We start from the raw sequence: 11,958 nt of genomic DNA on the forward strand, positions 1-11,958 counted from the left end.
CACGACGTCGCGGATCAATGCAATCGTCCGGGACCTGACAGTTAGCCAAGGGTATTACATGCCGTCTCGACTCCTTTCAACATTCGTGCTTGTATTTCTTCTTGCGGCTTCGATAGGCGCTAATGCCGAAGGTCCGTCAAACGAGCGACTGGTAAAGATCAACACCAAGGGCAGTCTTGTCTACTACTCTGGCCAAGTCACCGTGTCTGGAACCATTGAACGTAGAACCGACGACGATTCCATCGAAATGATTGGAGACCAAGTCTGCCTGTTTCCCGAGAAGGTCTCGGCTAAGGTCATCCCGCGCGGAGTGGATGACCCAAGAGACCCGTGGTTTTGCTTCTCAAACCGCATCGCTGCGATGAAGTTATTGCAAGTGCCGAACCAGAAACCAAAGGGTGCGTGCGGCTATCGTCTTGAGGCCACTGTTAAAGTAACTGACTATGTCGCTGATCGCACTGAGTCAACGGTCTTCGATACCGCGCGTCTGTTACAAGTTGTAAATCGGGGCGCTTTCCGTAACCTGCCATGCAACGAGTAGGTCTGGCTAACCCTCCGCTCCAGAGGGACGCTTCGCCGGCAAGCCGGCTTTGCGCCCCTGAGCTTGAACGTTAGGTGATTTTCATGCCCCTGCTTTCGCGTGTGGTCTTGCTCATGAGCGCAACCCTTTGCGGAGGGTTTTTCGCGCTCTCTGGCGCCGGGTTTTCGCGGGCTGCGGAACCTGAACAATTTTCGAACAGCATTCTTGTTTTTTGGTTTGTTGCCGGTGTGGCTTTGGCTATCCCGCTTTGGCTTCCAGCCATTGTTCCTCCGCGCTACCCACGTTTTTTGAAGGTCTGCCGCCGCGTATGCGCCGTTCTTCTCCTGTTCCCCACTTGGCTTTTTGGCACCATCGTGGGCAACAATGTCGGTCGCATTTTGTCCGGCTTCAGCTTCACGCCTATCGCTCTTGCTCAGGGCTTGGTTCTCACCGGCTGTTGCCTCGTCTGTCTATTTGTGCTGCTTTGGCCGGAGTTTCGTCGCCATGCTGAGCGACCCCCCCAAGTGTCAGGTCCCGGATGATTACGCGGTGTTTTTATGAAAAGATCAGTCGATTCTCGATGCCATGCGCTTGGAACGGTTCATCGAAGGGCACCGGTAGGTTCGAACCTTGGATGGTGCGCCGGGTCGCAGGGGCGCTCTTGACCGGCAAAGCAGTCTCATGCCATGACGACGCGGGTGTGGACTTCCACATTCAGCGCGCGCTTGATGGCGGCGAAGATCGCTGAGAGGTTGCTCATGGTGGGATTGCCCGAGGCCGACAGCATCCGATGCAGGCTCTTGGCCGGCTTGTGAATCTCTTCGGCCAGGGATTCGAAACCGATCGTCGCATTGACCAGATCGCGCAGGATGGGTTTGGCGGTCTCGGGTTCGTCATTGATGAACAGGGTGATCGCCTCGTCGAGCAGCGCCTGGGCAAAAGCCGGGTCGCTCTGCACGCGGGCTGCCACGGTTTCTTTGAAATCACGGGTCAGTGCCATGGTTCACGCTCCTTTGTTCGGCTGGAGTGCCTTGCGGCGCTTGTAGTCCTCCCACAAGGCCAGCGCCTCATCGATGTCTTTCTGTTGTCGCTTCTTGCTGCCGCCGCCGAGCAGGACAATGAGCTTCAAGCCGTCTTTGAAATAGAGTGACATATAAGTTCCCTTTCTCGCCAATTGTGGCAATGGTTACCACTGGAGGGACGTTTGCCGCAGAGGTGCGTGAAGCCAAGAAATGAGGGGGTCAGGTCCGGATTTTTCAAAAAGTCGGTAAAAATTTACAATTACCGACATTATGAAATAATGTTTTTATGAACAATGCCCACACTTTCATTTTCGAACTGGCTCGCCGCCAAGGACTGCTGCGCCCACGCGACGTGGAGGTGTGCGGATTTTCGCGGATGGTACTCAGCACGCTGGCCCGGAAAGGCAAGCTGACCCGGCTGTGCCGCGGCCTCTACGCGCTGCCGGATCGACCGATGTCCGAGCACGTCACCCTGGCCGCGGTGGCCGGCAAGCACCCGAATGTCGTGGTGTGCCTGTTGTCGGCACTGCAGTTTCACGGCCTGACCACTCAATCACCGTTCGAGGTATGGGTAGCGATTCCCAACAAGGCGCGAGCCCACAAGATGGACTACCCGCCGCTGCGCATCGTGCGCTTCAGTGGCGAGGCGCTGACCGAAGGGGTGGAAGAGCACCGGGTCGATGGCGTCACCGTGCAGGTGACGAGCGTGGCCAAGACGGTGGTCGACTGCTTCAAGTACCGCAACAAGATCGGACTGGACGTCGCGCTCGAAGCCCTGCGCGAAGCTTGGAACGCCAAGCGCGTGAAGATGGATGACCTGTGGCACTGCGCCCAAGTCTGTCGGGTGGCCAATGTGATGCGCCCCTATCTGGCGGCGCTGACGTGAGCGGACGCAATGTGACTTCCTCGATGTGCACCAAGGATTTCGGCGGCCTGCAGGAGGGGCAGCAGGAACATCTCGCCGACGGCAGCGTGTTCGATCGCATCGTGGCGCAGTGAGGAGAGGGCGCACATGATGCACACTCGCATCAAGCGCACGGAGGCGAGATTTGCGGAGCTGCATGGAGAGGTATTGAAAAGAGTTATGGGGAATTGATTTTTTGTGGAACGTGGTTATGATGATGAAAAAACGCCGGAGGTGTCGATAGTCATTGTTAGGACAACTACTATTGATTATGCTAATGGTATTTTATATAGTCGCTCGAGCTTGGCGCGATGTTCTTCTGCGACAAAGAGGTCGGGCTGGATCGCGGTGCGGCGCGTCATGGTTTTGGGCTCCTCTCGAATCAGGACAGGGGAATTTTATCAGAGACGAGGAGGGAGAGGGTCTTTCGAAGTGTCATACTGTTTTTTTAGATTCCATGTTTGGCGTTTGTGTGCTCACAGAAAAACATTGCCGCAAGACTGTTGTTTGCCTCTTATAGGAACTACCATCTCTTCATTGTACCGAGGAGAAAGAGCGTGAAGAATTGGTTGTTCTTGGCCATTGCAGTCGTCGGCGAAGTTGTCGCAACTTCAGCGTTAAAATCTAGTCATGGCTTCACAAAATTGGTTCCATCTGTTGTGGTTGTGGCAGGGTACGGTATTGCTTTTTACTTTTTATCTCTTGCACTCAAGTCCATTCCGGTGGGTATTGCATACGCTGTGTGGGCCGGGCTCGGAATTTTGCTGGTAGCAGCTATCGCTTGGATCTTTCATGGTCAGAAACTCGACTTATGGGCATTCGTTGGCATGGGCCTCATTGTGAGTGGAGTAGCCGTTCTTAACCTGCTTTCCAAGGTCAGCGCACATTGATCTGGTTGGCATTTAATTCATTCAAGCCGACGCCGCTTCGCAACGCGGCTTGATTCAGGCGTTGGAGGATGCTATCTTGAACCCAAATCGCTATCTCTATGTCTTGAACCTCGAAGACAACACAAGCAGCAAATCAATTCGTCCGCCTGATCTTCCGGAAATTGATGATGCATACGTGGAGTCATTTGGAAAATGCGCGACTATCGAAATGGAAGAGGGTGTTTTGTATATCGCCGGTCACTCACGTTGCGGGCCTAAAATGTGGCTGTTGGCTTCGGGGTCTGACGAAAACAGACCCAATGCTCCTTGGGCTGCTTTCCGTGGCTTCAGCCATGAAAAGGCAGCGGCATTGGCTTGGTCTTGGTTATCTTCCCGTGAAACCCTCTAAGGAACCGCTGAACAAGTAAGCCCTTGGTCCCCTCTTGTCAAGACGTACCCCGTTTTCAGGACAAAACGGGGCAAAAATGGTCCGATACGGGGGATATCCTGTCTCCCGGAGCGCCTCGGGGGTCGAATAACCCCCCTTGCGCTCAGATTCAGGACGCAATCCGGGTGTCCGGTGTCAACAACCACCGGCGCGCGAGCACCAGATTGGCCAGCGCAAAGAGGGTGAAGAGCTGAGCCGTGTTCTTGGCCAAGCCCCGATAGCGGGTCTTGCGATGACGAAAGAGGTTCTTCACCACGTGAAAGGGGTGTTCGACCTTGGCACGGATGCTCGCCTTGAGCTGCTCGAGGCGCGCCTGGGTTTGGCCTTCCTCGTCCTTGGCCAGTGCCTTGCGCTGGCCGCGCTTCAGGGCGATGTGCCAGCGTACGGGAAGCTCCAGGTTCTCCGCTCGTTTCTCCACCCCCTGGTAGCCGGCATCGCCAAAGACGTCCGTCTCGTCCCCATGCAGCAGCGCCTGGGCTTGTGTGACGTCGCCGACATTGGCCGCGGTGCCGATCAGCGTGTGGGTCAGGCCCGAAGTGGCATCCACACCGATGTGCGCCTTCATGCCGAAGTGCCATTGGGGAACCTCGATCAACCCCCATTTTCCGGGAAATTCGCGGTGAAACTGGCTCTTCATGACACCCGGCACTGAATTCCACCCGATTTCCCCCCGTTCTGGCCGCTCGTTGCGGCCTCGTGCCCCGGTTTTTCCTTGCCCCCGGCCGCTGCGGGCACACTGCGGCCGTGGGTGGGCCTCACCAGGGGATGGCGTTGGACTTCACGAGCCACACCGTGCGCCGAATGTTGTAGCAGGCGGCCATCAGGGTGAGGGCAAAGCCGGTTCTTGCATGGCTGGGGGTGCGGGCCGTGTCGGTCTTCAGGCGCCGGATGAGCTTGTGCTTGCGATCGACACAGACCGAAAGTTTGTAGCCGTAGTGGCTCTTGCCGTGGAAACCCATCTGCTCGTCCAGGCGCCCGTGGATGCGCTTCAACACCGCGATGCGCACCCTCGTCTCGATCCGACAGGGGGCCGCCCGCCTTTGGGTTGATCCTCGAGCGGAGCAATCTTCTCCACTTCCGCGGTCGACGCCGCAAAGTCGACTACTGCCTCCATCTCCCGCAGGGGATCGCCGAGTCGCTCGAGCTTGGCGCGATGCTCCTCTGCAGCAAAAAGATCGGGTTGGATCGCAGTGCGGCGCGTCATGGTTTGGGCTCCTCACGAATCAGGACATGGGAATTTTATCAGGGGCGGGGGTGGAGAGGGTTTTTCGGGGCGCCCATCACGTTTGGCTGTACAATCACCACATCCTCCAGAAAGGCCATGAAGAAATGGTACGCCGAAAAACCTGAATTGTTCATGAAAATTCCACGCAATCGTCCGGGACCTGACAGTTAGACCTTCTATGCGCGAGTTCTGCATACAGCAGTGGCGACTCATGGCATTGCTTATCGTGGCGGCGCTATGGATTGTTGCCTTTCCCATCTGGAGTGACTGGGTTACGCAGAACCCATTGGATGCTGTCATTTCACTCTCGCCTCCGGGTTCTGTTCGAGACGAAGTCGAGATACGAATCCCAGAGCGTTACATGGTTCAACTCAAATTTGAACGAGACGGCATCGAATTTAATCAACTCAAAAAGTTGATTGGCGCGATGGGCATCTGCCTTCCCGAGGAGGAATGTTCAAAGGGTGTGCCCGTTCCAATTCGGTGGTCGTTGAAAAACGGTGAAACTGGAGCAACAGCTTCCAGTGGCTTAGTCGAGTCTATTGATTCAAACGGCTGGTCGCGCGCGCACGTTTACCGCGGTGTAGGCGTCATCCAAGTTCAGCCGGGCAAATACATATTCGAGGCAGAGGTAACTCGGCCAGTACAGGAGCTGGCGCATATTCGAACGCACATTGCAATCGAACTTCAGCCCAAGACCGCTACTACATGGCAAATGGGGCTCGTGTGGTGGGGATCCATGGGCTACATCTTTCTCGCGTGGCCTGCGGCCGTATATGCCATTGTGCTTTTGTTCTGGCGTGCAGGTCTAACATATCGTTCGAGGGGACGCTCCGCCTAGCGGCGGCGCGCCCCTCAACTTAACGTTATGTGTCACGTCCCCGACGATCCCATCATGACCCCCTGATCGACTTCACCCCTCGCCCCCTTATTCCCCTTCGCCATAACCTACCAACCCCCGCCCCGTTGAACCGCCTATATCCGCTCGCTACCATCCTCCTCATCGAATGGGAGGATGGACGATGCGATTCTGGCGTTTTCTTGCTGCCTTGATGGCCTTGCTGACCCTTGTCGCTGCCGGTGCGGCGAGGGCCGAGACGAGCTTGCTCAACGTGTCCTACGACGTCTCGCGCGAGCTCTATAAAGAGATCAATCCGCTCTTCGCTGCTGCGTGGCAGGCGAGCAAAGGGGAGGCGGTGACGATCCGTCAGTCGCATGGCGGCTCGTCCAAGCAGGCGCTTTCCGTGGCGGCGGGGCTGGAGGCGGATGTGGTGACCATGAACCAGGCATCCGACCTCGAGCTCCTGGCCGAGCGCGGGTTCGTCGCGCCCGACTGGCGCACGCGTTTTCCCAATCAGGCGGCACCTTATTCCAGCACCATGGTCTTCCTCGTGCGCCGGGGCAATCCCAAGGCCATCAGCGATTGGGACGACCTCGTGCGCGAGGGGGTGCAGGTGATCGTGCCCAATCCCAAGGTGACCGGCAACGGCCGCTATACCTATCTCGCCGTCTGGGGGTATGCGCTCCAGAAAACGGGTTCGGACGAGGGGGCACGTGACTTCGTGACCAGGCTCTTTCGCAACGTGCCGGTGCTCGACGGCGGCGGGCGCGGGGCGACCACCACCTTCACCCAGCGCGGGGTGGGCGACGTGCTCGTCACCTTCGAGAACGAGGCTCGCCTGATCGCGCAGGAGCTGGGCGGCAAGGAGTTCGAGATCGTCTATCCGTCCGTCTCCATCGAGGCGCCGGCGCCGGTGGCGGTGGTGGAGCCGGTGGTGGCCAAACGCGGCACGGCGGAGGTGGCGCGCGCTTATTTGCAGTTTCTCTTCAGCGAACCGGCGCAGGAGGTGATGGCCAAGCATTACTTGCGCCCGAGCGACCCTCGGGTACGGCAGCGCCATGCCGATCGCTTTCCGAGCGTGGACACTTTCACGGTCGAAGCGCGCTTCGGTAGCTGGGCGGAGGTGTTGCGGACCCACTTCGCCGATGGCGGTGTGTTCGACCAAATCATTGGGAAGAAATGATGGCGGTGCATACGGGTGTGTTGCCGGGCTTTCGCCTCACGCTCGGCTATACACTCTTTTACCTCTCCCTCATCGTGCTGCTGCCGGTGGCGGCGGTGTTCGGCAAGACGCTGGAGCTGGGTTGGGGGGAATTCGTGGACGTGGTGAGCAGCCCGCGGGTGCTCGCCGCCTACCGGCTTTCTTTCGGGGCGGCGCTCGCGGCGGCGGCGATCGATGCCGTCTTCGGCCTGCTGCTCGCTTGGGTGTTGGTGCGCTATTCCTTTCCGGGCAAACGTTTGGTCGATGCCCTCATCGACCTGCCGTTCGCCTTGCCCACGGCGGTGGCCGGCATCGCGCTCACCGCGCTCTACGCGCCCAACGGCTGGTTGGGCGGGTGGCTCGCCGCGCTCGGGGTCAAAGTCGCGTTCACGCCGCTGGGCATTCTCGTGGCGCTCGTCTTCATCGGCATTCCTTTCGTGGTGCGCACGGTGCAGCCGGTGTTGGAGGAATTCGAGCCGGAATTCGAGGAGGCGGCCGCGAGCCTGGGGGCGAGCCGCTGGCAGGTGTTCCGCCACGTGATCCTGCCGCACGTGCTGCCGGCCACCGTCACCGGGTTTGCGCTCGCCTTCGCCCGTGCCGTGGGGGAGTACGGCTCGGTGATCTTCATCGCCGGGAACATCCCTTTCGTCTCGGAGATCGTGCCGCTGCTCATCATCGGCCAGCTCGAACAGTACAACGAGGCGGGCGCCACCGCCATCGCCACGGTGATGCTGGTCATTTCCTTCACCCTCTTGCTCGTCATCAACGCCCTGCAAGCTTGGGCCGCCCGTCGCGGCGGCAAGGAGCAATGACATGGACGCCGTCGCCGCGGTGCCCGCGCTCGAACTGCCCGCCCGCCGCGCTGCCGTGCGGCCGGTCACCACCGAGCCCGTCTGGGTGCGGCGCACCCTGATCGCGCTCGCGCTCGCCTTCTTCGGTCTCTTCCTGCTGCTGCCGCTCCTGGCGGTCTTCGTCGAGGCGCTGCGCAAAGGGTGGGCGGTGTATCTGGCCGCGCTCGTCGAGCCCGATGCGCTCGCCGCCCTGAAACTAACGCTGCTGGCGGCCGCCATCGCCGTGCCGCTCAACCTCGTCTTCGGGGTGGCGGCTGCCTGGGCGATCGCGAAATTCTCCTTCCGCGGCAAGGCGCTGCTGCTCACCCTGATCGATCTGCCTTTCTCGGTCTCGCCGGTGGTGGCGGGCCTGGGGTTGGTGCTGCTCTTCGGCAGTTCCGGCTGGTTCGGCGCCTGGCTCGCCGCGCACGAGGTGAAAATCCTCTTCGCCGTGCCCGGCATCGTGCTCGCCACCGTCTTCGTCACCTTTCCTTTCGTGGCGCGCGAGCTCGTGCCGCTCATGCAGGCGCAGGGGCGCGAGGAGGAAGAGGCCGCGGTGGTGCTGGGCGCGAGCGGCTGGCGCACCTTCTGGCACGTGACCCTGCCCAACGTCAAGTGGGGTCTGCTCTACGGGGTGATCCTCACCAATGCCCGCGCCATGGGCGAATTCGGCGCGGTGAGCGTCGTCTCCGGGCACATCCGCGGCCAGACCACCACCTTGCCGCTGCACGTCGAGATCCTCTACAACGAATACCAGTTCTCGGCGGCCTTCGCCGTCGCCTCGCTACTGGCGCTGCTGGCCTTGGTGACCCTGGTCGTCAAGCACGCCATCGAGCGGCGCGGCGATTTTGCCGCCCTGCGTCGCGGGAGTTTCAGATGAGCATCGAAGTCCGACACATCTGCAAGCGCTTTGGCGCCTTCACCGCACTCGACGACGTCTCGCTCGCCTTTCCCGACGGCGAACTCGTGGCGTTGCTGGGTCCCTCCGGCTGCGGCAAGACGACGCTATTGCGCGTGATCGCGGGGCTGGAGCAGTCCGACTCGGGGCAGGTGCTCTTCGACGGCGAGGACGCTTCCGACACCCACGTGCGCGAGCGCCGCGTCGGTTTCGTCTTCCAGCACTACGCGCTCTTCCGGCACATGAGCGTGTTCGACAACGTGGCGTTTGGCCTGCGCATGAAACCGCGGCGCGAGCGCCCGAGCGAGGCCGAGATCCGCCGCCGCGTGATGGCGCTGCTCGAACTGGTGCAACTCGACTGGCTCGCCGATCGTTTTCCTTCGCAGCTCTCCGGGGGGCAGCGCCAGCGCATCGCGCTCGCCCGGGCCCTGGCGGTCGAGCCCAAGGTGTTGCTGCTCGACGAACCCTTCGGGGCGCTGGATGCGAAAGTGCGCAAGGAGCTGCGCCGCTGGCTGCGGCGCCTGCACGACGAGCTGCACGTCACTTCCATTTTCGTCACCCACGACCAGGAAGAGGCGCTGGAGGTGGCCGACCGCGTGGTGCTGATGCACCGCGGCCGCGTCGAACAGGTGGGCACGCCCGAGGCGGTCTATCACCATCCCGCCACCCCTTTCGTCTACGACTTCCTCGGTTCGGTGAACCGCTTCGAGGGGCGGGTGGAAGAAACGGGGCTGCGGGTGGGCGAGGCGCTCCTGCCGCACGAGGCGCCCCTTCCTGCGGGCGAAGAGGTGATCGCCTTCGCCCGGCCCTTCGAGCTCGACATCGTGCCGGCCGAGTCGGATCGGGGCGTGCCGGCCCGCGTGGCCCGCATCCTCGCCTTCGGCGCGAGCGCCCGAGTGGAACTCGACGGAGAGGGTGAGCCCGCGCGCCGCTTCGAAGTGGAGCTACCGCGCGAGCGCTGCGCCGCCTTGGCGCTTTCCCCCGGTCAGCCGGTGCGGCTCGTGCCGGCCCGGCTGAGGGTGTTCGCTGCGCAAGGCCAGGTCTGAAGGACCAGGAGCCGTCAGGCGATTGATGGTATCGATCTTCAATTGATCTTGAACCGTCCGACGGCGTTGCGCAAGGTCTGCATCGCCTCCTCGATGAGTTTCACCGTGGCGCCGGCGCGGTTGACCGCTTGATGGTTCTTCTCGGCCATCTGCACGATGGTCTCGACGTTGCGTGCCACCTGGTTGCTGGCGATGGATTGTTCCTTGAGGGCGTCGGAGATGTGGCTGGCGTAGTCGATGACGCGGCCCGAGCCCTCGGCGATGCGCTCGATCGATTCGCCGGCAGCGTTGGCGAGCTGCACGCCTTCCTCGACTTCGGTCACGCTGGTCTCCATCGTCGCCACGGCCTGTTTCGTGCCTTGCTGGATGTGGGCGACCATCTCCGTGATCTCCTGGGTCGAGACGGTGGTGCGCTCGGCGAGTTTCCGCACCTCGTCGGCCACCACCGCGAAGCCGCGGCCGTATTCACCGGCGCGGGCGGCCTCGATCGCGGCGTTCAAGGCCAGGAGGTTCGTCTGCTCGGCGATCGTCTCGATCACGTTGACGATGGAGGTGATTTCGTTGGAGTGTTTTTCTAGTTGATCGATGTTCTGAGCGGCTTCGGTGACACGGTCGGCGATTCGTTTGATGCTCTCGACGGTACGTTGCATGACTTCGCCGCCTTCTCGGGCGATTTCACCCGATTCGCGAGCGGCGTTACGCGCCTCCTCGGCGTTTTTGGCGACTTCGCCGATGCTTACGGTGAGCTCTTCGACAGCCGCGGCCATGGTGGAAGAGGCGTCGTTTTGTTCCGCGAGAGTCTGCATAACCTCTCCCCCCGCTTCAGCGAGCGTTACCGACGCCTGGGCGAGCTGGTCGGTGTTGCGACGAATCTCGCCCAACATCTCGCGTAGCGATTGCTGCATCGTGGCCACTGCCTGCAGCATACGGCCGATTTCGTCGCTACCTTCCACGTGCACCGGCGTGGTGAGATCGCCCGCGGCGGTGGCTTCGGCCGCGCGCATCGCGAGGGTGATGCGTCCGCCGATGCTGCGCGCGAGGGCGAGGGCGAAGGTGATCGCCAAGGCGAAGGCGAGGGCGCCGCCACCGTAGAGCGCGATGTTGGTTTGGTTCGAAGTTGCTTTCAGTTCCTCTAGCCTCTGCTGTAGCAGACTACGGCGTTCGTCCATGACTTGCGCAGCGAAAGAGCGAAATTCGTCCATTTTCTGCTTGCCGCGCTCGGTGCGCACGAACGCTTGCAGATCCTCGAGCGAAGCTTTGCCGGCATCGACGTTGCGGCGCAGGGTGATCATGGGCTTGAGACCTTCTTCGACCCATTCCTTGCCTATCTGGTGCAGCTTCTCGATGTTGGCTCGGCGCTGGGGACTGCGCGTTTTGTCAAGCGCGTCGCGGAAAGCTTCTTCCAGCTCTTTTTCCCCGATGCTCACCGGCTCGAGGAAACTTTCCTTGCCGGAGAGCGCGAAGCCGCGGGCGCCGGTCTCCATATTGGTGAGCGCCTCGCGCATGCGCGTGAGGTCGGTGATCACCTGGTGGGAGCGGTCTATTTCATTGGTGGCTTCGTCTATGCGGCTGAGGTTGTATGTGGTGAGCCCGATGACGATGACGATCATCGCTGCGACGGTGCAGAACGAAGCAATGAGCTTGGATTTGACCGACAGGTTCATGATGGACCTCGGCATCGATGGAGAATGAAGGAATTGTATAGCTGTCAGGTCCCGGACGATTGCATTGATCCGCGACGTCGTGCATTATTCATAGGTCGCGAGACGATGCGTGAGCTGATCGAGGAACTACGGAGGCAAAAGTCATGATGGTTCGACTGCACAAGAACGCCACCACGACCCCTGCGACCCGGCGCTACATCCAAAGCTCGAACCTGCCGGTGAGGCGTCTTGCCCGGGAACTCGGGGTGTCGGAGGACACCATCCGACGCTGGAAGAAACGCACCGACGTCGAAGATCGTCCGCACACGGCGCACCGTCTGCAGACGAACCTGACCCCGTTTCAGGAGGCCGTCGTGGTGGAGCTGCGCAAGACCTTGATGCTGCCTCTGGATGACCTGCTGGCGGTGGTGCGCGAATTCATCACACCCAACGTGTCGCGCTCGGGGCTGGACCGTTGTCTGCGCCGCCACGGCGTCGGTTCGCTCAAGGC

Annotated in this window: 15 protein-coding genes and 1 pseudogene; 11 read left to right on the forward strand and 5 right to left on the reverse strand. The window is 60.8% G+C overall.

The window, feature by feature from the left end; all coding sequences use genetic code 11:
• Nucleotides 1–541, forward strand: a 541-nt coding sequence (locus tag GV368_RS10460; RefSeq protein ID WP_169116478.1) for a hypothetical protein, incomplete at its 5' end; no start/stop codon positions are given.
• 113 nt (nucleotides 542–654) lie between these two features.
• Nucleotides 655–1,062 (forward strand): hypothetical protein, encoded by a 408-nt coding sequence (locus GV368_RS10465; protein WP_169116479.1) that lies wholly within the window; start codon nucleotides 655–657, stop codon nucleotides 1,060–1,062.
• Between the two features lie 137 nt (nucleotides 1,063–1,199).
• Here GV368_RS10465 and GV368_RS10470 read toward each other — a convergent pair whose 3' ends face one another.
• Both GV368_RS10470 and GV368_RS10475 read right to left on the reverse strand, forming a co-directional pair.
• Nucleotides 1,200–1,520: a helix-turn-helix domain-containing transcriptional regulator gene (locus GV368_RS10470; protein WP_142810268.1), complete on the reverse strand. Its 321-nt coding sequence runs from the start codon at nucleotides 1,518–1,520 to the stop codon at nucleotides 1,200–1,202.
• A 3-nt stretch (nucleotides 1,521–1,523) separates the two neighbouring features.
• Nucleotides 1,524–1,673: a type II toxin-antitoxin system RelE/ParE family toxin gene (locus GV368_RS10475; protein ID WP_206673397.1), complete on the reverse strand. Its 150-nt coding sequence runs from the start codon at nucleotides 1,671–1,673 to the stop codon at nucleotides 1,524–1,526.
• A 155-nt stretch (nucleotides 1,674–1,828) separates the two neighbouring features.
• On the opposite strand from GV368_RS10475, the gene GV368_RS10480 reads away from it, so the two are divergent.
• The 3 genes from GV368_RS10480 to GV368_RS10490 all read left to right on the forward strand — a co-directional run bounded on the left by GV368_RS10480 (nucleotide 1,829) and on the right by GV368_RS10490 (nucleotide 3,724).
• On the forward strand, nucleotides 1,829–2,428 hold the full coding sequence (locus GV368_RS10480; protein ID WP_142810266.1) for a type IV toxin-antitoxin system AbiEi family antitoxin domain-containing protein: 600 nt from the start codon (nucleotides 1,829–1,831) through the stop codon (nucleotides 2,426–2,428).
• Between the two features lie 575 nt (nucleotides 2,429–3,003).
• Nucleotides 3,004–3,336, forward strand: coding sequence for a quaternary ammonium compound efflux SMR transporter QacL (qac, locus tag GV368_RS10485; protein WP_142810264.1), 333 nt, complete (start codon nucleotides 3,004–3,006; stop codon nucleotides 3,334–3,336).
• A gap of 76 nt (nucleotides 3,337–3,412) precedes the next feature.
• Nucleotides 3,413–3,724, forward strand: coding sequence for a hypothetical protein (locus GV368_RS10490; RefSeq protein ID WP_142810262.1), 312 nt, complete (start codon nucleotides 3,413–3,415; stop codon nucleotides 3,722–3,724).
• A 148-nt stretch (nucleotides 3,725–3,872) separates the two neighbouring features.
• On the opposite strand, the pseudogene GV368_RS10495 reads toward GV368_RS10490, so the two are convergent.
• Together GV368_RS10495 and GV368_RS11825 are read right to left on the reverse strand one after the other, a co-directional pair.
• Nucleotides 3,873–4,343, reverse strand: a pseudogene (locus tag GV368_RS10495) (IS5 family transposase); the annotation flags it as partial.
• A 175-nt stretch (nucleotides 4,344–4,518) separates the two neighbouring features.
• On the reverse strand, nucleotides 4,519–4,770 hold the full coding sequence (locus tag GV368_RS11825; protein WP_385915996.1) for a hypothetical protein: 252 nt from the start codon (nucleotides 4,768–4,770) through the stop codon (nucleotides 4,519–4,521).
• Nucleotides 4,771–5,199: 429 nt separating this feature from the next.
• On the opposite strand from GV368_RS11825, the gene GV368_RS10505 reads away from it, so the two are divergent.
• The 5 genes from GV368_RS10505 (at nucleotide 5,200) to GV368_RS10525 (ending at nucleotide 9,804) form a co-directional block, all read left to right on the forward strand.
• Nucleotides 5,200–5,829: a DUF5625 family protein gene (locus GV368_RS10505; RefSeq protein WP_169116480.1), complete on the forward strand. Its 630-nt coding sequence runs from the start codon at nucleotides 5,200–5,202 to the stop codon at nucleotides 5,827–5,829.
• A 181-nt stretch (nucleotides 5,830–6,010) separates the two neighbouring features.
• Nucleotides 6,011–7,012 (forward strand): sulfate ABC transporter substrate-binding protein, encoded by a 1,002-nt coding sequence (locus tag GV368_RS10510; protein WP_169116481.1) that lies wholly within the window; start codon nucleotides 6,011–6,013, stop codon nucleotides 7,010–7,012.
• Nucleotides 7,009–7,842: a sulfate ABC transporter permease subunit CysT gene (gene cysT, locus GV368_RS10515; RefSeq protein WP_169116482.1), complete on the forward strand. Its 834-nt coding sequence runs from the start codon at nucleotides 7,009–7,011 to the stop codon at nucleotides 7,840–7,842. Before GV368_RS10510 ends, cysT begins: the two co-directional genes overlap by 4 nt.
• Before the next feature lies 1 nt (nucleotide 7,843).
• Nucleotides 7,844–8,740 carry a sulfate ABC transporter permease subunit CysW gene (gene cysW / locus GV368_RS10520; RefSeq protein ID WP_169116483.1) on the forward strand — a complete coding sequence of 299 codons (897 nt, stop codon included), beginning with the start codon at nucleotides 7,844–7,846 and terminating at the stop codon, nucleotides 8,738–8,740.
• Nucleotides 8,737–9,804, forward strand: a complete 1,068-nt coding sequence (locus GV368_RS10525) for a sulfate/molybdate ABC transporter ATP-binding protein (protein ID WP_169116484.1) — start codon at nucleotides 8,737–8,739, stop codon at nucleotides 9,802–9,804. The genes cysW and GV368_RS10525 overlap by 4 nt, the downstream gene beginning before the upstream one ends.
• Before the next feature lie 38 nt (nucleotides 9,805–9,842).
• On the opposite strand, the gene GV368_RS10530 is transcribed toward GV368_RS10525, so the two are convergent.
• On the reverse strand, nucleotides 9,843–11,468 hold the full coding sequence (locus GV368_RS10530; RefSeq protein WP_169116485.1) for a methyl-accepting chemotaxis protein: 1,626 nt from the start codon (nucleotides 11,466–11,468) through the stop codon (nucleotides 9,843–9,845).
• Nucleotides 11,469–11,611: 143 nt separating this feature from the next.
• Here GV368_RS10530 and GV368_RS10535 point away from each other — a divergent pair.
• Nucleotides 11,612–11,958 (forward strand): transposase (locus GV368_RS10535; protein ID WP_178086766.1); only part of this gene is annotated, 347 nt, incomplete at its 3' end.

The sequence above is a fragment of the Tepidiphilus baoligensis genome, from assembly GCF_012911495.1.
GTDB lineage: Bacteria > Pseudomonadota > Gammaproteobacteria > Burkholderiales > Rhodocyclaceae > Tepidiphilus > Tepidiphilus olei.

Coding starts and splice junctions, on each gene's coding strand:
- GV368_RS10465 (WP_169116479.1), top strand. CDS start 655: ATGAGCGCAACCCTTTGCGGAGGGTTTTTCGCGCTCTCTGGCGCCGGG.
- GV368_RS10470 (WP_142810268.1), bottom strand. CDS start 1,520: ATGGCACTGACCCGTGATTTCAAAGAAACCGTGGCAGCCCGCGTGCAG.
- GV368_RS10475 (WP_206673397.1), bottom strand. CDS start 1,673: ATGTCACTCTATTTCAAAGACGGCTTGAAGCTCATTGTCCTGCTCGGC.
- GV368_RS10480 (WP_142810266.1), top strand. CDS start 1,829: ATGAACAATGCCCACACTTTCATTTTCGAACTGGCTCGCCGCCAAGGA.
- GV368_RS10505 (WP_169116480.1), top strand. CDS start 5,200: ATGGCATTGCTTATCGTGGCGGCGCTATGGATTGTTGCCTTTCCCATC.
- GV368_RS10510 (WP_169116481.1), top strand. CDS start 6,011: ATGCGATTCTGGCGTTTTCTTGCTGCCTTGATGGCCTTGCTGACCCTT.
- cysT (WP_169116482.1), top strand. CDS start 7,009: ATGATGGCGGTGCATACGGGTGTGTTGCCGGGCTTTCGCCTCACGCTC.
- cysW (WP_169116483.1), top strand. CDS start 7,844: ATGGACGCCGTCGCCGCGGTGCCCGCGCTCGAACTGCCCGCCCGCCGC.
- GV368_RS10525 (WP_169116484.1), top strand. CDS start 8,737: ATGAGCATCGAAGTCCGACACATCTGCAAGCGCTTTGGCGCCTTCACC.
- GV368_RS10530 (WP_169116485.1), bottom strand. CDS start 11,468: ATGAACCTGTCGGTCAAATCCAAGCTCATTGCTTCGTTCTGCACCGTC.